This window comes from Glutamicibacter sp. AOP12-B1-11, from assembly GCF_052379245.1.
In the GTDB taxonomy this organism is placed as follows: domain Bacteria; phylum Actinomycetota; class Actinomycetes; order Actinomycetales; family Micrococcaceae; genus Glutamicibacter.
Map to the genome: position 1 here is coordinate 59,252 of NZ_JBQSYL010000016.1, position 19,079 is coordinate 78,330.

The 19,079-nt window shown below is 62.5% G+C and carries 17 protein-coding genes; 4 read left to right on the forward strand and 13 right to left on the reverse strand.

Annotated elements, in window-relative coordinates; translation table 11 throughout:
• Positions 1-93: 93 nt before the first annotated feature.
• The 6 genes from ACT3UQ_RS11115 to ACT3UQ_RS11140 all read right to left on the reverse strand — a co-directional run bounded on the left by ACT3UQ_RS11115 (position 94) and on the right by ACT3UQ_RS11140 (position 7,178).
• A complete protein-coding gene (locus tag ACT3UQ_RS11115) occupies positions 94-1,620 on the reverse strand; it encodes an ABC transporter ATP-binding protein (RefSeq protein WP_444637107.1) in 1,527 nt (508 codons plus the stop codon).
• A complete protein-coding gene (locus tag ACT3UQ_RS11120; protein WP_105569484.1) occupies positions 1,613-2,464 on the reverse strand; it encodes an ABC transporter permease in 852 nt (283 codons plus the stop codon). The genes ACT3UQ_RS11115 and ACT3UQ_RS11120 overlap by 8 nt, the downstream gene beginning before the upstream one ends.
• The gene (locus tag ACT3UQ_RS11125) at positions 2,457-3,410 is read right to left on the reverse strand and encodes an ABC transporter permease (RefSeq protein WP_444637108.1); all 954 of its coding nucleotides are present in this window, start codon (positions 3,408-3,410) and stop codon (positions 2,457-2,459) included. Before ACT3UQ_RS11125 ends, ACT3UQ_RS11120 begins: the two co-directional genes overlap by 8 nt.
• Before the next feature lies 1 nt (position 3,411).
• The gene (locus ACT3UQ_RS11130; protein WP_444637109.1) at positions 3,412-4,956 is read right to left on the reverse strand and encodes an ABC transporter substrate-binding protein; all 1,545 of its coding nucleotides are present in this window, start codon (positions 4,954-4,956) and stop codon (positions 3,412-3,414) included.
• A gap of 216 nt (positions 4,957-5,172) precedes the next feature.
• Positions 5,173-6,456, reverse strand: coding sequence for an MFS transporter (locus ACT3UQ_RS11135; protein WP_181150495.1), 1,284 nt, complete (start codon positions 6,454-6,456; stop codon positions 5,173-5,175).
• A 230-nt stretch (positions 6,457-6,686) separates the two neighbouring features.
• The gene (locus ACT3UQ_RS11140) at positions 6,687-7,178 is read right to left on the reverse strand and encodes a very short patch repair endonuclease (RefSeq protein ID WP_096286119.1); all 492 of its coding nucleotides are present in this window, start codon (positions 7,176-7,178) and stop codon (positions 6,687-6,689) included.
• A gap of 228 nt (positions 7,179-7,406) precedes the next feature.
• On the opposite strand from ACT3UQ_RS11140, the gene ACT3UQ_RS11145 reads away from it, so the two are divergent.
• Positions 7,407-8,468: a 2,3-butanediol dehydrogenase gene (locus tag ACT3UQ_RS11145; protein WP_105569488.1), complete on the forward strand. Its 1,062-nt coding sequence runs from the start codon at positions 7,407-7,409 to the stop codon at positions 8,466-8,468.
• A 130-nt stretch (positions 8,469-8,598) separates the two neighbouring features.
• Here ACT3UQ_RS11145 and ACT3UQ_RS11150 read toward each other — a convergent pair whose 3' ends face one another.
• Both ACT3UQ_RS11150 and ACT3UQ_RS11155 read right to left on the reverse strand, forming a co-directional pair.
• Positions 8,599-9,951 (reverse strand): APC family permease, encoded by a 1,353-nt coding sequence (locus ACT3UQ_RS11150; RefSeq protein ID WP_096286123.1) that lies wholly within the window; start codon positions 9,949-9,951, stop codon positions 8,599-8,601.
• Positions 9,952-9,996: 45 nt separating this feature from the next.
• Positions 9,997-10,875 (reverse strand): carbon-nitrogen hydrolase family protein, encoded by an 879-nt coding sequence (locus tag ACT3UQ_RS11155; protein ID WP_444637110.1) that lies wholly within the window; start codon positions 10,873-10,875, stop codon positions 9,997-9,999.
• Positions 10,876-10,954: 79 nt separating this feature from the next.
• On the opposite strand from ACT3UQ_RS11155, the gene ACT3UQ_RS11160 reads away from it, so the two are divergent.
• The 3 genes from ACT3UQ_RS11160 (at position 10,955) to ACT3UQ_RS11170 (ending at position 14,418) form a co-directional block, all read left to right on the forward strand.
• Positions 10,955-11,728, forward strand: coding sequence for a FadR/GntR family transcriptional regulator (locus ACT3UQ_RS11160; protein WP_444635962.1), 774 nt, complete (start codon positions 10,955-10,957; stop codon positions 11,726-11,728).
• Between the two features lie 518 nt (positions 11,729-12,246).
• Positions 12,247-12,906, forward strand: a complete 660-nt coding sequence (locus ACT3UQ_RS11165; RefSeq protein ID WP_444637111.1) for a dihydrofolate reductase family protein — start codon at positions 12,247-12,249, stop codon at positions 12,904-12,906.
• Positions 12,907-13,047: 141 nt separating this feature from the next.
• Complete coding sequence (locus tag ACT3UQ_RS11170; protein WP_444637112.1) at positions 13,048-14,418, forward strand: NAD-dependent succinate-semialdehyde dehydrogenase; 1,371 nt, start codon at positions 13,048-13,050, stop codon at positions 14,416-14,418.
• A 65-nt stretch (positions 14,419-14,483) separates the two neighbouring features.
• Here ACT3UQ_RS11170 and bcp read toward each other — a convergent pair whose 3' ends face one another.
• The 5 genes from bcp to ACT3UQ_RS11195 all read right to left on the reverse strand — a co-directional run bounded on the left by bcp (position 14,484) and on the right by ACT3UQ_RS11195 (position 19,075).
• On the reverse strand, positions 14,484-14,963 hold the full coding sequence (gene bcp / locus ACT3UQ_RS11175; RefSeq protein WP_374954788.1) for a thioredoxin-dependent thiol peroxidase: 480 nt from the start codon (positions 14,961-14,963) through the stop codon (positions 14,484-14,486).
• 403 nt (positions 14,964-15,366) lie between these two features.
• Positions 15,367-16,791, reverse strand: coding sequence for a GntP family permease (locus tag ACT3UQ_RS11180; protein WP_105569493.1), 1,425 nt, complete (start codon positions 16,789-16,791; stop codon positions 15,367-15,369).
• Positions 16,788-17,591: a triose-phosphate isomerase gene (locus ACT3UQ_RS11185; RefSeq protein WP_444637113.1), complete on the reverse strand. Its 804-nt coding sequence runs from the start codon at positions 17,589-17,591 to the stop codon at positions 16,788-16,790. Before ACT3UQ_RS11185 ends, ACT3UQ_RS11180 begins: the two co-directional genes overlap by 4 nt.
• 6 nt (positions 17,592-17,597) lie before the next feature.
• Entirely contained in the window at positions 17,598-18,563 is a 966-nt protein-coding gene (locus tag ACT3UQ_RS11190; RefSeq protein WP_444637114.1) for a 3-hydroxyacyl-CoA dehydrogenase family protein, read from the reverse strand.
• A gap of 44 nt (positions 18,564-18,607) precedes the next feature.
• The gene (locus tag ACT3UQ_RS11195; RefSeq protein WP_105552668.1) at positions 18,608-19,075 is read right to left on the reverse strand and encodes a ribose-5-phosphate isomerase; all 468 of its coding nucleotides are present in this window, start codon (positions 19,073-19,075) and stop codon (positions 18,608-18,610) included.
• Positions 19,076-19,079: the final 4 nt, after the last annotated feature.

Genomic DNA, 19,079 nt, shown 5'->3' on the forward strand with positions numbered 1-19,079 from the left:
CCTAGTCAGAGCGCAAGAGTTATGGATAGTTCTTCAGTGGCCGCACTCCTGCACCTTGGCAGGGAGCACGGCAGCTGAAAAAGTTGACGCTGCTTAAATCCCGCTCGAAGCACTGAGCGCGGCGACCAGATCCTGGCTGTGTTCATGTTCGGCGGAGGCCAAGAAGTCGTCGAGGCTGCGATGCTCAACGAGTTCGCCTTCGTAGAAAACGGCCACGTTATCGCTGACATAGCGGATCACGTCCATGTCATGGGAAATGACCACCAGGCACAACCCCAGCCGATCGCGCAGCTCCAGCAGGAGGTCCAAGATGTGGCGCTGGGCCACGGAATCCAGCGCAGAGGTCGATTCGTCACAGATCAACACCTGCGGGGCGACCAGCAGGGCGCGGGCTATGGCCATGCGCTGCAATTGGCCGCCCGAGCACTGGCCAGGCTTTCGATCCAGCAGCTGCTGAGGAAGCCCAACCTGGGTCATGGCATTCTCAACGATCTTCGTGGCCTCTAGCACGGGCAATCGGTGCACCGCTGCACTCAGGCTCTTGCGAAGCGTCAGGGCAGGATCAAAAGACGAAAATGGCTCTTGCGCAATGACTTGAACGGCATTGGGTGTGATGTGTTCATGATGATTCAGGATCTGACCGCTAGTTGGCTTCTCCAAGCCGGCGAGCAATCTGGCGAAGGTGCTTTTTCCTGAGCCCGAGCGCCCCACCACGCCGAGAATTTCACCGGTATGCAAACGCAGCGTGGTGGGTTCCAGAGCCGCACGGCCCTTGGCCCGGCGCGTGTAATTCTTGCCGGCCGAACGGGCTTCGAGGATGCATCCGGAACTGATTTCGCGTCGCTGCCGCGGCCCAGCCTGGGTCGCATCAACCAGTTCACGCGTTTTGGCGTGCCGGTCCTTGGAGAAGATCATGGCAGTGGGGCACTGGTCAATGATCTCGCCGTCGCTGACCACGACGATTCGGTCCGCGATATGCCGGACGCTGGCGATGTCGTGGGTGATGAGCAAAATGCCCAGTCCGCGTTCTTGCTGCTTGCGCCGCAGTAATTCCAGAACTTCGGATTTCAGGATGGAATCCAAGGAAGAGGTAGGCTCGTCGGCCAGAATGAACTCCGGGTTCCCCGCCAAGGCAATGGCCAGCATGGCGCGCTGAGTCATGCCACCGGAAAGCTGGTCGGGACGCTTGCCGGCGATCTCCGCGGCCGGGGCGAGCCCCACTTCATGGAGCAAGGCTTCGACCTGGGCGTCGTGCTTGCGGGCCTTGCCGGCGCCGTGCGCGCCGAGGGCCTCGAGCAGGTGCGCGCGGACGGTGAGGCGCGGGTTCATGACTCGCTTGGGCTGCTGGAACAGCATGCCGATGCGCCGCCCGCGCACGGCATCCATGCCCTTGTCATCAAGCTGGTCAATGCGTTCGCCGCCGAGCAGGATTTCGCCCTCGGCGCGCAGCTGCGCCGGCAGAAGGCCCATGATCGCCTTGGTCAGCAAGGTTTTTCCGGAACCCGAGCGTCCGACGACGGCCACTAGTTCGCCGGCGCGCACCGAGCAGCTGACCTTGGACAGCAGCGATTTGCTTCCGGCACTGACCGATAATTCGATGATTTCAAGTTCTTTAGTCATTCAGATCCGCCTTGGCCCCGGCCGCGAGGACATCTTGCCCGTTGAGCGTTTGCGTGATGCGGTTGCCCAGCAGGGTCACGCAAAAACTCACCAAGAATATTGCCGCACCCGGTGCAACCAGACCCCAGGGCGAACGAGTTGCATGTGGTTGCGCGTCGGCAAGCATGGACCCCCAGTCCGACTGCGGCGGCTGGACGCCGATGCCCAAATAGGACAGCGAACCGAGCAAGACCAGCAACAGGCCAAAGCGCAACGCTGCCTGGGCCAGCACCGGGCCGACGACAAAGGGAAGCACATGGTGGCGCAGGATGAACCAGCGTGAGGCACCCACGTGCTTGGATGCTTCTACATGGTGCGTGGAGAGCGACTGCACCGCCAGCGAACGCACCAAACGTGCCGTGGGAGTCCAGGCCACCACGCCCACGGAGAGCACCATGGTGGTGAATCCGGGGCCCATCACCGCGATGATCAGCAGCGCAATCACGATCTCCGGCAGCGCCAGCAGCAGGTCGTTGACCCGCAGGAAGATCTCGTCGAGCCAGCCTCCGCGCAGCGCGCTGAGCAGGCCCAGACAGGTACCCACCAGCAACGAGAACAGCGTGGTAATCAGCGCCACGGCCAGGGAGAAGCGTCCACCGTGAAGCACCCGGCTCAACGTGTCGCGTCCCAACGCATCGGTGCCTAGCAGGTGTGCCCAGCTCGGCGATTCAAGACGTTCGGAGAGGCTTTGCGCATCCGGGTCAAAAGGTGAAATCCACGGCGCCGAGATGGTCGCGAACAAAACGATGAGCAGGACGATCACCGGCGGGTTGAACAACAGCCCGCGAAGAGATTTTTTAGTCATGGCGTACTCCAATGCGCACATTCGGGTCGCTGAGCCGGTGCACCAGATCGATGATCCCCGTGGCCAGCACGGCGCAGGCCACGACCACCACAACCCCGCCCTGGGCAACCGGGATGTCGGCGTCCACGATGGCGTCGAAGATCAGCCGTCCCATTCCCGGGATGGCAAAAATGACTTCCACGATGACCGAACCGCCCAGCAGTCCCGCGAACCACACCCCGACCATGGTCCACAACGGAAGCAGGCCATGGGGGATGACGTGGCGGATCAGCGCCTGGCTTCGGCTCAGGCCGCGGGCCCTGGCGGCCAGCACATGTTCAGAATCCAGCGCCTGCTGCACGCCCGAGCGTACCGCCACGCTGAAAAAGCTGATCGGCCGCAGTGCCAGCACGAACACCGGAAGCACCAATGATGCGGGGGATTCGAATCCGGCCGACGGAAGCAAGGACCAGCGCACCGCGAAGAGCAAGACCAGCAGCGGAGCCAGCGCATATTCGGGAATGGCAATCAGCGCGTGGGTCACCGAGGTGATGATCCGGTCCGGCCATTGCCCGGCACGGGTGGCCGCAAGCACACCCAGCACTATGGAGACCAGGATGGCCACCAGCAGGGCGCAGCCGGCCAAAGCCAGGGTGACGCCAATGGCGGGCAGCACCTGGTCGACCACCGGGGTTCCGCTGACAAAAGAGACCCCCATGTCGCCGGTGAAGAACCGGCCAAGCCAGCGACCGAACTGCATCAGCATCGGGTCATGCAGGCCAAATTGCTGGGCATAGGCTTGCACCGCCGCCTCATCCGCGGCTCCGATGTCCATGCGCGCTCTGAGCAGCGCGCGCACCGGATCTCCGGGGGAGACAAAGGGTACGAGAAATACCGCGAAGGACGAAAGCAGGACCGCTGCGCCGAGTCCTACGACTCGGCGCAGCGCCGATGAGAGGGATAGCAACTTACTTGGTCTTCGCCAGATCCTTGGTCAACACGTAGCGGGTGAGCGGGTCCTGGACGTAGCCCTGGACCGAGTCGCCGACGGCGTCGATGGACTGTTCGTTGACCAGCCACACATTGGCCGCATCCTCGGCAAGGATGTCTCCCGCCTCGCGGTAGAGCTGGTGGCGCGTGGCCTCGTCGGTTTCGCTGGCCGCCTTGGCAATCAGTGCGTCGTAATCCTCATTGCAGTAGTGGCTCAGGTTGTAGCCGCCCTGGCAGGTGTAGTCCGCCTGCAGGAACCCGATGGGGTCTGCAATATCGATCATGCGATTGCGCTGGCTCAGGATCATGTCGTACTTGCCGGCCAGTACATCTGGTTCGGCGGCGCCGTAGGACTTGGTGACCACGTTGGCCTGGAGGCCGATCTGCTTGAACTGCTCCTGGATGATGGCGCCGACCCCGGCGAATTCAGCGCGTTCGGTGATCGCGATAATCTCCAGCGGCTGATCTTGCGCATACCCGGAATCGGCCACCAGCTTCTTGGCTTCGTCCAGATTCAGCTGGGGGACGGCCAAGTCGGGATTGGCCCAGCTTTCGCTTGGCGCGAAGGGGCCGGTGGCGGGCTGCGCGGCACCCTCGTAAATGCTTGCGGCGATGGCGGGCAGGTCTAGCGCCATGGTTGCCGCTTTGCGCAGCTTGACGTCATTGAACGGTGCCCGTGAGTTGTTCAGGTAGAGCGTCGCGGTGCGTGGAGAATCGGTTTTGAGCACGCTCACCGAGTCATCCGATTCCAAGGTGGCCAAGCTGGTGGCCGGAATCGACATGGAGATGTCGGCTTCTCCGGTCTGGACCTGGGTTGCGCGCGTGGCGCCCTCGGTGATGTAGCGGATTTCGCCGCCGGCCAGTTTCGCGGTGCCGTTCCAGTAGTTCTCGTTGCGGTCCAGGGTCAGTGACTGGCCGGCCTTTTCGGAGACCGGGGTGAACGGTCCGGTGCAGTGGCCAAACGGGTCTATGCCCTTGGACGTATAGGCATTAGGGGAGAGGACACCGGCATTCACGCTTGCCATGCGGTAGGGCAACAGCGGATCAGCAGCTGGCGTGGTGACGCGGACGGTGTCGGCATCGAGAGCTGCGACCTTGCTGATGGTCTTGGGGTTGATGGCGCGTGCCGGCGCGGCGGCTTCGAGCACGTGGCTCAACGATGCGGCCACGGCCTTCGCATCCAACGCGCTACCGTCCTGGAACTTCACGTCCGGGCGGAGCTCAAAATCCCACTGCGTATCGGAAGACTGCTTCCATGATGCCGCAAGCATCGGCTCGACTTTTTTCTCGGTCTGGTCATACCGGGTCAGGGTTTCCAAGCACCCGGAGATGGACAGCACGTAGGCATCATCGCTTTCCAGCGCCCAGTTGGACACCGGCGCGCGGAAATTGGCCACAACTACGCGAGCGTCTTGATCCGCGGCCTGCTCCGGTGCGGCATTCTGCGTGGAGGTACTGCAGGCGGTCAGCGCGAGTGCAACGGCCGCGATTCCGGCGGCTGCGCTCAAACGTCCAAAGTTCATGGAAATCCTTCGGCATTACGTAATGAATAGGCTTCTAAAGCGTTAGGGCCTTGGTAAGCGTACCCTAATTAGCCGCACCGAGAGGCTGTCCTGAGCCCATAGAAAAAGCAGAGTAAAAACAGAGCTGTTTGATTGGAAGCGAGATAACTGCCTGAGTAGTGCGGAGTTGATGATTGGCGTGGAAATTCTGCGTCGTTTTACCTAATATGTCGTAGTTCACGAATGCCGGGCGGAGGTGCCGACTCGACGCACGAGGCGCGACGCACAAATGGAAGCCAAGATCAGCGGAACAACCAGAACCATCCATGGCAGGTATCCGGGCAGCAGCTCCTGGCCGGCCCGAGTCAACAGCCAGCCGATGAGCATATTTCCCAGCAGTACCGCCAGCCCGCCGCAACTGGACAGTAAGCCGAAGTAGGAACCGGTGGCACGTGTGCCGGCAAATTTCGGGACCAGGCTCAGCGCGGTGGGGTGCACGCTCATATGTCCCAGCGTCAGCAGGGTTACCGCGCACATAATCCGTGCCGCTCCGGGTTCGCCGCCGAAGGCAGAGTCGGGAGCGAACGCGAGTACCGCGAACCCGAGTGCGCTGAAGAGATACCCGAAACGCAAGGTTATGAACGGACCTAGACGGGTGGCGAGCCACGCAACGGGCAACTGCAAGGTCAGCGTCAGAATGGAAATCCAGGCGAAGACCAGGCCCAGCCACTGGGTGGGCAAGTCCATGCGCGCCAGCTCCAGAGGAATGGCCAAGTAGAGCTGGTTATAGGCCAACAGGTCCGACGCGTGCAAACCGCAGAACGCCACAAATCTGCGGTCTTTCAGGCATGCACGCAGACTGCTCTTCGGGATGCTTCGCTGCACCGAATCATTGCCAGCGCTCCGTGGGGAAATCCCTGGGGCATCCCGGCGCAGGTTGGCCCATAAGAACAGGCCGATGGCGACGAAGAAGACCGACCCGAATCCTGCGACGGTCGAGAAGCCCCAGCCCCATAGCGCCGCCCCGACCAGCGGTCCGGTGACCGCGCCGATTTCGCCGGTAATGCTCAGCCAGGCAAAAAGCGTGGTGCGTTTGGTTTCGGCCGGCTTTCCGCGTTCTCGGGCTGCTTGGGCCGCGGCCACCAGGACATTGAGCCCGGGAGAAAAAAGCGCTCCGCCAAATCCGGTCAGCAGGGTTCCGAGAACGAACATCCAAAGCACCGGGGTGCTGGCCCACAACGAGGCGGCCAGGGTGAAAAACCCGGCCGCGCGAACCGCGCAGCCGATGAGGATCATTTTTCGTGCGCCGAAACGGTCCGCCAGGCTGCCGCCGGCGAGGAAGAGTCCCTGCTGGGCGAAGGTGCGAATCCCCAGAATGAGTCCCACCGCGGTGCCGGCCAGCAGGAAATCATTGGTGAGGACCACGGCAAGAAATGGAACCACCGCGTAGAAGCCGATATTGAACAGCGTCTGGGTTCCGAGGAGAACGGGAACTTCGAAGCGAGGGGAGCTAGTTTTCATGGACCTTAGGGAACGCGTTGGGCCGCTTCGATATTCTGGCGATGATCAGATCCTTCGGTTTCTTAGGTTTTCGTCGGCAGTATGGCCACCGGATTGCAATTTTAGCCAGCAATAACCCGATTGTCAGAAAGCCGCCGCCGCTAGCCGTAACGGCGGGGCGGATTGTTGGCTGCTCTCGGGGTCTTGGGCAAGCCAATCGACAGCAGGGCAGAGGCGGATAGCCGCTCGAACTACATGCTCCGCGGATTGCGTGGAGGCCCCAGGAATTCCGCAGCTCTGCGCAGGACCTCGTCCATCGATTTCAGTTCGCATTCCCACAGCGTCAGCGAATCCCATCCAAGCAATGCCAAATCTTGCCGTTTGCGCTTGTCCCGGGCGATGTTGGAATCCAATTTCGGGCTCCAGTATTCAGCATTGGATGAGGGGCGGTGTTGGCCCGCAGGGCAATCGTGACCGTGCCAGAAGCAGCCATTCATGAAAATCACTTTGTTCCGGGCGCTGAAGACGAGATCCGGCGAGCCAGGCAGCTTGCCCCCGCGCAAAAGGATTTCCTGGTGTTCTTTGCGCAGCGCGGCCAACTGCCGGACAGGCAATGCTCCGTGCAACCGGAAACGGTAGCCAGCGGCATGCAGCAGACTTCGCAAGGCGAGTTCCGGGCGGGTGTTCTTGCCGGGGATCCGCGACATGAGCCGCGAGCGCTGCCCAACAGTCATGATGTCCATGGTCCATTGTGCGCACGGATCGGCTCTGCACGCCACGGTTCCACTGCAGACTATCCACGAGAGGCAGCTGGAACTCGAGGTCGGTCTGTTCTGCTGGGGCCGGGGTATGTCATTGAAACCTATTGCAACGGTTTACAAGACCCGGGCGCGCCAGTAGGTTGGGCCTCGAGAACGGCAATTCGTCGACCGTTGGCCCGGGCAGCACTGAAACCACTAAGGGGAAACTCAATGAAAGCAGCACGATACTACGACCAGCGGGACATCCGGATCGAGGACATCGACGAGCCGGAACTGAAGCCGGGCAGGGTGGCCATTGACGTGGCCTGGTGCGGTATCTGCGGGACCGACCTGCACGAATACCTTGAAGGGCCGATCTTCATCCCGCCGGCCGGGAAGCCTCACCCGATCTCGGGTGAAAGCGCACCGGTCACCATGGGCCATGAATTCTCCGGAACCGTCACGGCCCTGGGGCCAGGAGTCACCGGACTCGAAATCGGCGAAAACGTGGTGGTAGAGCCCTATATCGTTCATGAAGACGTGGACACCAGCCAGGGACAGCCCTACCAGTTGTCCGAGAATATGAACTTCATCGGCTTGGGCGGCCGCGGTGGCGGACTTTCGGAGAAAATTGTGGTCGAACGCCGCTGGGTGCACCCCATCGGCCGGATCCCGCTTGATGAAGCCGCACTAATAGAGCCGCTGTCGGTTGCCCACCATGCGTTCGTCCGATCGGGGGCCAAAGCCGGGCAGGTTGCCATTGTCGGTGGTGCCGGTCCGATCGGATTGCTGACCGCTGCGGTGCTTAAAGCCAAGGGGCTTCAGGTCTTCGTCTCGGAGCTTTCCGAAGCCCGCAAGGCCAAGGCCCGCGAAACCGGGGTGGCCGATGATGTCTTCGATCCGCGGGACGGGGACGTGGCGCAGAAAGTGCGCGACGCAACCGGAGGTCGCGGCGCCGATGTCGGATTCGAGTGCTCCTCGGTTCCTGCGGTGCTGGACATGCTCCTGGATGCGGTGTCTTCGGGCGGGGTGATCGTCAACGTTTCGATCTGGGGCCATAAGCCACCAGTTGACATGCCCAAGCTGGTGCTGAAAGAGATCGATCTGCGGGGAACCATCGGCTACGCCAGCGATCATCCGGACACCATAGCGCTGGTGCAGGGCGGGAAGCTGGACTTGGCGCCCTTCATTACCGGCCGGATCGGACTTGACGGGCTGGTGTCCGAAGGTTTCGACCAGTTGATTAACAACAATGAAGAGCATGTGAAGATCATCGTGAATCCGCGCGCCTGATCTGGCTGTTGTCGGCGCCGGCAGAGCAACCGACCGGCAGAGCTGGAGGACTGCTCTGCCGGTCGGGCTTGGCATTTGCCGTTCCCTCTGTAGGCGGGGGTCGCCACTGTTCGTGGCTCGCGGGAGGAATTTACTGCTGGACCGCGCCTTCCAGGTCATCCAGTGCCATCTGCGGTGGCTGGCGCCTGAATCCCCTGGTCGTGAAGCCCAAGATGATCCCGCCGATGACCAGCCAGATCGAGCCGATGGCTACCGCGTGCATATCCAGCTGCAAGAGCAGGAATCCGATCACCAACACGCCGATGGCCGGGCACAGGACATAGAGCAGCGGGTTAAGCTGCCTGCCGGCTTGGCGTTCTCGTGCCCAGTAGACGATCACCGAGGCGTTGACCATGATGAAGGCGATGAATGCCCCGAAATTGATGAATGACGTCGAGGTGGCCACGTCCATGAATATGGCGATCAGGCCCACCGCGGCAATGGCCAGGATCGAGAAGACCGGGGTGCTCCACCGGGCGTTCAGCTTGCCGAAGAAGCCGCGTGGAAGCACCCCGTCACGGCCCATGGCGTAGAGCAGCCGGCTGCCGGCGGCTTGGGCCGCGATGCCCGAGGTGAATTGGGCAATGACCAGGGCGGCGAGGAACACCGCTCCAAAGAGATTGCCGCCGACCTGCTGGGCGATTTCGAAGCCCGCCGCCTCCGAATTCTCGAAGACGCCGCCCGGATGCACCAGCTGCACGGTGTAGGCCACCACCACGAAGATGCCGCCGCCGATCAGCGCGATCAGCATGATCGCCTTGGGTACGGTGCGCCGCGGCTCGACGGTCTCCTCGGTCAACGTGGTCACTGCATCGAATCCGAGGAAGGAATAGGCAGCGATGGCCGCGCCGCCGGCGATGCCAGCGGCGGTGGCATCGATTCCGGTGAACGGAGTGGCGCTGGCCAGTCCGTTAGCCCCTTGCTCGCCGACGACGCTGGCCACGGAGAGAGCCACGAAGAAGACGATGACCAGGATCTGGAAGGACATCAGGACCAGATTCACCCGGTCGGCCACCTTGATGCCCACGATGTTCAGGATTGTCGTGGCAACAATGAAGCCCAGGATCCATACCGGCATGGGCACAGCAGGGAACTGCGCCTGCAGGTAGGAACCTCCGATTAACCAGATCACCATGGGCAGGAACAGGTAGTCGAGCATGGTGGCCCAGCCGACCAGGAAACCCAACCGGCCATCGATAGTCTTGCGTACGTAGGTGTAGGCAGAGCCCGCTACGGGGTAGGCGGCTGCCATTCGCCCATAGCTGTTGGCGGTGAAAAGCATCGCCAGCAAGGCAATGAGGTAGGCGCTGGCGCTGGCGCCGCCGGTTTGCGATGCGATGACCCCGAAGATGCCCAGGACAATTAGCGGTGTCAGATAGGCCAGGCCGAAGATCACCAGCGAGGGCAACGTCAAGGTGCGTGTGAGGGCAGTGGTGGTGGACATGGAAAACTCCGTTGTTTTCAGTAGGGGAGGTGAGAGGGAAACGATCTAGGAGCGGGGACCCGGGGCCCAACGGGAGGGATCAAGCATGCCGTTGTACATAGGCAGCTTGATGGGCTGATCTCCAGGCTGCAATTGGGACCAGACCCGGTTAGTTCCGGCCGTGCCCTGCTCGCGTACGCGCTGTAATCTGGTTGGATCGACTCGCACCACGAGCGTGTCTTCGCCCAGCCCGGCTTCGCCTAGCACCATGCCTTCGGGATCCACCGCGATGCTGCGGCCCCGGCCGGCGGGGTGGGCGCAGTTCACGCTGAGCATGTAGACCTGATTCACGATGGCGTTAGCTCTGGCCAGCACCAGTTCTTGTTCGCGGTCATCGCTGGTGGTCTTCACGACGTTCACTATGGCCCCGGCGCCCATCCACGCGAGATGGCGGGAATGCTCGGGAAACCACGCGTCGTAGCAGTTGGACAAACCGACCGGGCCAAAGCCGTCCAGTGCGGCCACCACGAATTCGGTGCCCGGCTGATGCGGTTCAAAGGGCCGCCAAGGGAACATCTTGCGATAGCTGGCCGCCAGTGTTCCGTCCGGGGCGAAGAGTAGCTGGGTGTTGTAGTAACCGCCGGCAGCGTCGCGTTCACCGATGCTTCCCGGGCAGAGCCAGATCCGGTGTTCTTCCGCGATCCGGCCGAGGGCCGCGATGAACGGATCATCCAGCGGGACCGCGGCGTTCACCAACGCTGCGCTCCGCTCGGCTTCGGGCAGATGCTCGGTGCCGTGCAAGTGCATCTCCGGGTAAGCCAGCAAATCCAGCCTTCCGAAACGCTCTAGCGTTGCCTCCACGTCCTCGGCAAAACCGTCTACCGAGCTCGACACGGGCAGCGGAGTGCGTTGGGCCAAACCGGCAATGATTTCTCGAGGCACCATGAACTTCTTTCCGAGATGTATAACTGATCAATATGAGCAGTTATACAAATGTATGTGATGCAATCGATAGACTCAATACATGACGGCGAAAAATAATCCGGGTTCGGCTAATGCCGAGAAACGTGAAGCCGAGCGATTGCTGCATGCGGCACCGGGCTCCGCAGCTGTTACCCGGCTAACGGCGATGGAAACGGTCCGTGCACGAATCCTGCTGTCGGTCGAACATCGGCTGCTTGCCCCAGGCGGCAAATTGCCAAGTACCCAGCTGATCGCCGCCGGCCTTGAAGTCAGCGTCATCACGGCTCGTCGCGGGCTGGAAAGCCTGGTGGCAGACGGGGTGCTGGAACGGCGTCCTGGACGAGGCGGCGGGACCTTCGTGGTGCAAGATCCGCCGCAACTCAATGATTCCTCGGTCCAGGCATTCCGCGCAGATGAAGATGCGGTACTCCGCTTGATCGACCAGCGCAGCCTCATGGAATGCGCCGTTGCTGCGCAGGCCGCACTACGCGCCACCGAGGAGCAGTGCCAAGAGTTGGAAGAATTGATCAGCCAATCGGCTCGTGCTGCAAGCTGGCATGAGCACCACATCCCCGATACCCGTTTCCACCGCCTGCTTGCCGAAATCAGCGACCTTCCCGAGGTACCTACCTACCTCGCCGCTTACGAAGAACTGCTCAAGTACTTCGTGCCCTATCCGCAGGAGAAGCTGGAAGCTGGCCGAGGCCACCACCGGCAGCTGGTTAACGCTCTGCGGCGCCATGATCCCTTGGAGGCCATGTCGGTGACCCAGGAACACGTGGCGGCACTGAGGGAAGAGATGTTCTTCGGTCTTGGAACTGGTGGAGGGCACTAGTGACGGCAATAGGCGGTGGGCTGCTTTCCTGTGCTCCACTGTTTTTTCACCGGCGAGGTAGTGCCCCTGTTTGGCAAAGGTTCGAATCCCCGGCATGAGCCCCACCGCGGTGTCGGGCAGAAGGAAAACATTGGTGAGGATCACCCCAAGATAAGGGAACTATCGCGTAGAAGTCGATGTTGAACGGCGTTTGAGTTCCGAGAAGCACGGGAACTTCGTAGCGAGATGAACTAATTTTCATTGACCTCAGAAACGCGCTGGTCTGCTACGGCAATCCTGAGATGGTGAAATACCGTGCATCGCGATGCTCGCCGGGAAGGGCGGGATACCGGACCTAAATATTAGCCGGAACTTTCTTGCGACCAATGTGCCGCCGAACCGGTAGCATCGCTGGCCCAGACCCCTTTCGGTTGTGCCCTCCAAGTGGCAGACTATGGGCACAACTTCCGGCCGCCTGGCTGACCAGTCCTGCGGTTGCCTGAAACGACAGTAGCCCACCTGGACGGGAAGGATGCGTCATGGCAAAACTCAGAGCGCATAATTTGAGTATTTCGCTAGACGGCATGGGCAGCGGGGTGAACCGCAGCCTCGAAGAACCCTTCGGGCATGCAGGGGAGCGACTGCACGAATGGTTCATCCCCACCCAGACCTTCCAATCGCTGGTGGGCAACGAAATGCGCGTACCTCTGGACGAGGCTGCAGCCGAGGACGACGTTTTTGCCCGGAAGGCGTTTGACGGCCTTGGTGCCGAAATCATGGGTGCCGGAAAGTACGGTCCTCCGGGGTGGGAAGAAGACCCCAGCTGGTCCGGCTGGTGGGGAGAAGAACCGCCGTTCCATTCTCCGGTGTTCGTGCTCAGCCACCGGAAGCGTGAATCCCAGACGGTGGGGGAGACGACCTTCCATTTCATCGATGCCTCCCCGCAGGAAGCCCTGGAAGCAGCCGTCGCGGCCGCCGGCGGGCTGGACGTGCGCCTCGGTGGCGGGGTGCTCAGCGTGCGGGAATTCTTGCGCGCCGGACTGGTGGATTATCTGCACGTGGCGCTAGTTCCGATCCTCTTAGGACGCGGTGACAGGCTCTGGGAGGGTCTTGAAGGGATGGAGCGAAACTACTCGATCGCATCCACTTCGACGAGCAGCGGGGTGACGCATCTGGAATTCACCCGGATCGAGTCCTAGCGAACCGAATGTGTAGCTTCTTCACGCGCCGTCTTGCCTACGGGTGGGGCGGTGCTGGCAGACTGGGGTCAAATGCCATGGGATCGTCGACCCGGGGTTTCCGGGCATGGCAGAAAAGCCACCAAGCGAAGGAGCATGAATATGTACGCAGTAACGAATCCTGCCACCGGAGTCGTGGAAGCAACCTACCCCATCGCCTCGGACGCGCAAATCCAGACCGCGATTACCACCGCCCATCAAGCCTATGGGCAATGGTCCGTCTCTGCGCTGGCCGACCGCGTAGCCCTGCTCGAACGCGTGGCAGATATCTATGAAGCGCGTGCCGAAGAGCTTGCCGGGATCATCACCCGTGAGATGGGCAAGCCGAAGAAGCAGTCGCTCGGTGAGATCGGCATCGTGGTGTCCATCTACCGCTACTACGCCAAGAACGGTCCGAAGTTCTTGGAAGATGAAGAACTGGAAATTGCCTCGGGCGGCAAGGCGCTGGTGCGCAAGGAAGCGGTCGGAGTGCTGCTGGGCATCATGCCGTGGAATTTCCCGTACTACCAGGTGGCGCGCTTCGCGGCGCCCAACCTGATGAACGGCAATACGATCCTGCTCAAGCACGCACCGCAGTGCCCCGAATCCGCGCTGGCCATGGAGCAGATCTTCCGTGAAGCCGCAGCGCCGCACGGCGCCTACCTGAACATCTTCGCCACCAATGAGCAGGCGGCCGAGATCATCGCAGACCGCCGCATCCAGGGCGTCTCGCTGACCGGCTCCGAACGCGCGGGCGCGGCGGTGGCAGAGGTCGCCGGACGCAACCTGAAGAAGGTGGTCCTGGAACTAGGCGGTTCTGATCCCTTCCTGGTGCTGCCCGACGTCGATGTGGAACGGACCGCGAAGCTCGGCATGCGGGCCCGCTTCGGCAATACCGGGCAGGCCTGCAACTCGGCCAAGCGGTTCATCGTGGATTCCTCGGTGTATGAGGACTTCTCCCGGGCGCTCGCCGAACAGGTGTCCGCCATCAAGGTCGGCGATCCAACCCAGGCCGAGACCTTTCTCGGCCCGCTGTCTTCGGCGGCGGCCCGCGAAGGTCTGGCGGAACAGGTGCAGGACGCCATCGACAAGGGCGCCACGGTGCTCACCGGCGGCAAGCGGATCGAAGGCGTCGGCGCCTACTACGAACCGACCATCCTGGCCGATGTCACCCCTGAAATGCGCGCCTTCTCCGAGGAGCTCTTCGGGCCGGTGGCGGTGCTCTACAAGGTGGACGGCGAGGAAGAAGCTATCGGGTTGGCCAACAATTCCGACTATGGCTTGGGTGCCTCGGTCCACACCAAGGACCTGGCGCGCGCCGAGCGGATCGCCGCGCGGCTGGAAAGCGGAATGGTGGCCATCAACGAACCTTCGGCCTCGGCGGCCGAATTGCCATTCGGCGGAGTGAAGCGCTCGGGGATCGGCCGGGAGCTGGGCAAGTACGGCATGACCGAGTTCATCAACCACAAGCTGGTGAAGGTCGCGGGGCGCTAGCCGGCTGGTGAGTTTGGCAGCGGGCCTGTTTCCCAGAAATCTCTGGGAAACAGGCCCGCTGGTGGTTAAACGCCCAGCTTTTCGCGAAGCCTGGAGACATGTCCCTTCGCATCCACGGCGTATTCAATCTGGCTGATCGTGCCGTCCGGAGCAACCACGGCGGTGGAGCGCAGCGTGCCGACAAAGGTCTTTTCTCCGAAGCTCTTCTCGCCGAAGGAGCCGTAGGCCTTGGCCACAAGGTTCTCCGGGTCCGAAAGCAGCGGGAAATTCAGCGACTCGTCGGTGGCGAACTTTGCGATCTCCGCCGGCTCGTCCGGGGAAATGCCCAAGACTGAGTAGCCGGCGCTCTTCAGCGAGTTGAGATTGTCGCGGAAATCGCAGGCCTCGGTGGTGCAGCCTGGGGTCGCTGCCTTGGGGTAGAAGTAGACGATGACGTTCTGGCCTGCGAAGTCGGACAGCGAAACCTCTTCGGACTGTGCATCGCGCAGGGTAAATTCTGGTGCCGGCTGACCCGCAACCAATTTAACTGCTTGTTCTGACATCATTCCTACTTTCGTATAACGATAATTAGTTTTCATTCTACGACTAGTTTGGGTAGATCTCTAGGGCTTTCGGCCCCGGCATCCTGAGGTGCTCAATGATGCTCCTGTGTATCGACCATTACATCGTGATTGTTCCGTCCGAGAAGTTGAATGACCGCGAAAAGACCAAGCGCGATGGGATTGCGCCGCCGACTTTCGGCAGCTAGCGGTTGGCAGGGCTTGGCTTGGCAACTGGGTTGCCCAGGGTTCAAGAACCTTGGGTCGCCGGGCCGATGCAATCCGGTTCCCGCGCCGTGGGTTCAGCGACTTCCATCTGGATGCAGCAAACTCCCCAGCGAACTTTTGGGTCCGCTGGGGAGTTTGTCAGCTAGAGGCCGGTGATTCGGTGCCGGCCGGCCTAAACGCGCTAGGCGACCAAGACGTAGAGCAACCAGCACAGGGCGAAGCTCATCACTCCGACGGCGGTGGCGATGACCGTCCAGGTTGACAGGGCGGTCTTCGTTGACAGACCCAGGAAGCGGCTGACCAGCCAGAATCCGGAGTCGTTCACGTGGGAGAGGGTGATCGCACCGGCGACGATCGCCACCACGATGCAGGCCAGCGCCAGCGGTGATTGGTCGCCGGATGCGGCGACCGCCGGGGCCATGAGTCCCGCCGCCGTGGTTCCAGCGACGGTGGCCGACCCCTGGGCAACGCGCATGATCACGGCGATCAGGAATCCAGCCAGAATCAGCGGCATGCCGACGGCTTGGAGACTGGATGCCATGGCGCCTCCAATGCCCGTCGCCGTGAGGACGCCGCCGAAGATTCCGCCGGCGCCGGTGATCAGGATGATCGAGCAGACCGGGGCGAGGGAGTCATCGACGACCTTCTCCAGCGCTGAACCGATCGGGCCTTCGTGTGGCCGGACCAACAGCAGGTACATCGCCAGCAAGGCGGAGATCAGCAGGGCAATCGGGGTGTTGCCGAGGAAGACGAGAATCTGCGCCCAGAGGGCGTCCTCCGGGACCACGCCGGTGGCTTGCAGGGTCTTGATGCCGGTATTCATGAAAATCAGCACCAGCGGCAAAAGCAGCAGGCTCAGCACCAGTGCGAAGCGTGGCAGGACCGCCTGGTCCGCTTCCTGCCTGGTCCCGAGCAGTTCGGGTACGGAGATCCGCTGCGTCCGCGCCGCGAGGAGCAAGGAGAGCCGGTAGCCTGCCACGTACCAGGTGGGCAGGCCGACCAGCAGGCCCACCATGAGCACCAGTCCGACGTCGGCGCCGACGATGCCGGCCGCCGCGACCGGTCCCGGGTGCGGTGGCACGAGTGCGTGCATGACGAGGAATGCTCCGGCCGCCGGCAACGCGTACTTCAGCAGACCGCCGCCGACCCGCCGAGCCACCGTATAGATGATGGGCAGCATGACGATGAATCCGGCGTCCAGGAAGATCGGGAAGCCGAAGAGCAGCGATGCCACCGACAGCGCCAGGGGCGCACGCTTCTCGCCGAAGAGCCCGATCAGCTTCTCGGAGATGACCTGGGCGCCCCCGGAGGTTTCCACGATCCGTCCCAGCACGGCACCGAAACCGACCAGCATGGCAACGTTTCCCAGTGTTTTACCGAACGGCCCGACGATGGTTTCCAGCAGGTCGGCGGCACTCACGCCGGCGGCGATGGCCGTGAGCAGGCTGACGATGATCAGCGAGAAGAACGCGTGCAGGCGGACCTTCATGATCAGGAACAGCAGCACGGCGATCGCCAGGACCGCGATCAGCAGCAGGACGGGCACGGGCAGCGTGGCCTCGGGTGCCGCGGCTGCGGCCAGCACGAGCGTGGACGGTGATGTCATGGGGTCTCCAGGTGAAGTTGGCGGGCGCGCGCCTCGTCGAGCACGGCGCCGAAGTTGGCCGGGGCATGGGCGAAGCGGCCCAGGAAGAGGCCGTCGGCCTCCGGCAAGCGCGGCAGCAGGCCGGGGCCGGCGCTGCCGCCGTAGATGAGCACCACGGGGGAGCCCGGCACGGTCAGCTGCCCCCGGATGATTTCCAGCACCGAGTTGACGTGGCCGGGGGAGGCCGGCGCGGCGGCGCCGATCGCCCAGATGGGTTCGTAGGCGAGCAGCACGGCGGACGGGTCGATGCTGGATTCCGTCCCCGTGCCCAGGGCCGCGGCGATCTGCCGCAGGCACTGCGCGGCGGCGGCTTGCGCAGCACCGCGCTCCAGCTCGCCGACGCACAGCAGCGGGGTCAGCCCGGCGGCGGTAGCCGCACGCACCTTGGCGGCCACCACACCGTCGTCTTCGCCGAAGCCGGAGCGGCGTTCGGCATGCCCGATCTCCACGATCCGCACCCCGACCTCGGCAAGCATGCCGGCGCTGACCTCGCCGGTCAGGGCGCCGTCCGCCGCTGAGCAGTTCTGCGCGGCCAGCTGGCAACCGGTGCCCTCAAGGATCCGCGCCGCGGATTCCAGCACGGGGAAGGACGGCGCCGCAAAGGGAATCACGTCCCGCCCGCCGAAATCCTGGGCGCCCGCGCTGCGGGCGAGCAGCTCGCGGCGCACCCCCTCCAGCCAGGTGAGCGACTGCCGGTAGCCGAGGTACATTTTTGTGCTCACGCCGATGTAGAGGGAGCGCGGACGATCGATGACGGCCATGGGACGCTACTTGGCGGTGACCGAGGCCAGCGGCGCCGGACCGAGTTCCTTGAGCAGCTGGCCCATCTTGACGTAGGCCTCGTTGCGGTAGGCGATGAGGCTTTCGAGCTGATCGGCCGGGACGTCCAGGAATCCCCCGCCCGACTTGGTGCCGAGCTGGCCGGCCTCGATCTTCTCGGTGAGGATCGCCGGGGTGGCGAACCGTTCGGGGAAATCGGTTTGCAAGGACGTGTAGCAGAAGTTGTAGACGTCCAGCCCGGCCATGTCGGCAATTGCGAAGGGACCGAAGAACGGCAAACGGAATCCGAAAGTGGTGCGCACCAGGGTGTCAATGGCCTCGGCGGAGGCGACGCCGTCTTCCACCAGCTGGGTGGCCTCGTGGAAGAGCGCATACTGCAAGCGGTTAAGGACGAACCCGGTAACATCCTTGACCACGGCGGTTTCCTTGCCGGTGGCTTCGACATAGCCGACGGCCGTGTCGATCGCATCCTGCGAAGTGCCTTCGTGGGGAATGATTTCCACGCCGGGAATGAACGGAGAAGGATTGGAGAAGTGCACGCCCAGGAAGCGCTCCGGATTGGCCACGGCGCTCGCCATATCGCCAATGGAGATGGTCGAGGTGTTTGAACCGATCACCGCGGTTGCCGAGGCGGCCGCGCTGATCCGGCGCAGGGTCTCGTGCTTGATATCCAGAACTTCGGGGACGGCTTCTTCGATGAAGTCGGCACCGGCGACAGCTTCTTCCAAGGAGGCCGCGGCAGAAAGGTTCCGTTTCAGGGTCTCGGTGGCACCTTCTGGGAACAGTCCGCGGGATTCGAAATCAACTGATTCGGCCAACAGGCGTTCCAGATTCTTCTGTGCGATTTCTGCCGAGGTGTCGGCCAAGGCTACGCGTGCACCGGCCAAGGCCAGCACCTGGCCAATGCCGCCGCCCATGTAACCGGAACCGATAATTGCTACTTTGATGTCCATGATGAGTCTTTCGTAGACGGGGATTCGCTGACCCTATGGTGGGTTCAGTTGGTTTCGGGCTCGTAGGAGCAGATCGCATCGACCTTGGCCGCTGAGCCGCTGGAGGCATCAAACTGGTGGCCGAGCCATTCGGAGGCCAGCTTCTTGGCCAGCTCCAAGCCGATGACCCGTTGCCCGAAGGTCAGCACCTGTGCATTATTGCTGAGCACTGATCGTTCTACGGAATAGGAGTCATGAGCCGTAACGGCGCGGATGCCTGGAACCTTGTTGGCGGCGATGGCCACGCCCAATCCGGTGCCGCAGATCAGCAACGCGCGGTCAGCTTCGCCAGCAGCCACCCGCCTTGCAGCCGCGACCGCGACGTGCGGGTAGGCGGTGGAATCATCGGGACCAACCCCGGCATCCACTACGGATTCCACGCGGTCATCGGCTTCCAAGAAGGCCTTCAGTGCTACCTTGTAGTCCACTCCGGCTTCGTCATTGCCGATGATGATCTTCAGTGTCTTTTCCATGTTG

Bases quoted from the DNA above. Each gene is read 5' to 3' on its own strand.
- ACT3UQ_RS11115 (WP_444637107.1), bottom strand. From the start codon at position 1,620: ATGACTAAAGAACTTGAAATCATCGAATTATCGGTCAGTGCCGGAAGC.
- ACT3UQ_RS11120 (WP_105569484.1), bottom strand. From the start codon at position 2,464: ATGACTAAAAAATCTCTTCGCGGGCTGTTGTTCAACCCGCCGGTGATC.
- ACT3UQ_RS11130 (WP_444637109.1), bottom strand. From the start codon at position 4,956: ATGAACTTTGGACGTTTGAGCGCAGCCGCCGGAATCGCGGCCGTTGCA.
- ACT3UQ_RS11135 (WP_181150495.1), bottom strand. From the start codon at position 6,456: ATGAAAACTAGCTCCCCTCGCTTCGAAGTTCCCGTTCTCCTCGGAACC.
- ACT3UQ_RS11140 (WP_096286119.1), bottom strand. From the start codon at position 7,178: ATGGACATCATGACTGTTGGGCAGCGCTCGCGGCTCATGTCGCGGATC.
- ACT3UQ_RS11145 (WP_105569488.1), top strand. From the start codon at position 7,407: ATGAAAGCAGCACGATACTACGACCAGCGGGACATCCGGATCGAGGAC.
- ACT3UQ_RS11150 (WP_096286123.1), bottom strand. From the start codon at position 9,951: ATGTCCACCACCACTGCCCTCACACGCACCTTGACGTTGCCCTCGCTG.
- ACT3UQ_RS11155 (WP_444637110.1), bottom strand. From the start codon at position 10,875: ATGGTGCCTCGAGAAATCATTGCCGGTTTGGCCCAACGCACTCCGCTG.
- ACT3UQ_RS11160 (WP_444635962.1), top strand. From the start codon at position 10,955: ATGACGGCGAAAAATAATCCGGGTTCGGCTAATGCCGAGAAACGTGAA.
- ACT3UQ_RS11165 (WP_444637111.1), top strand. From the start codon at position 12,247: ATGGCAAAACTCAGAGCGCATAATTTGAGTATTTCGCTAGACGGCATG.
- ACT3UQ_RS11170 (WP_444637112.1), top strand. From the start codon at position 13,048: ATGTACGCAGTAACGAATCCTGCCACCGGAGTCGTGGAAGCAACCTAC.
- bcp (WP_374954788.1), bottom strand. From the start codon at position 14,963: ATGATGTCAGAACAAGCAGTTAAATTGGTTGCGGGTCAGCCGGCACCA.
- ACT3UQ_RS11180 (WP_105569493.1), bottom strand. From the start codon at position 16,791: ATGACATCACCGTCCACGCTCGTGCTGGCCGCAGCCGCGGCACCCGAG.
- ACT3UQ_RS11185 (WP_444637113.1), bottom strand. From the start codon at position 17,591: ATGGCCGTCATCGATCGTCCGCGCTCCCTCTACATCGGCGTGAGCACA.
- ACT3UQ_RS11190 (WP_444637114.1), bottom strand. From the start codon at position 18,563: ATGGACATCAAAGTAGCAATTATCGGTTCCGGTTACATGGGCGGCGGC.
- ACT3UQ_RS11195 (WP_105552668.1), bottom strand. From the start codon at position 19,075: ATGGAAAAGACACTGAAGATCATCATCGGCAATGACGAAGCCGGAGTG.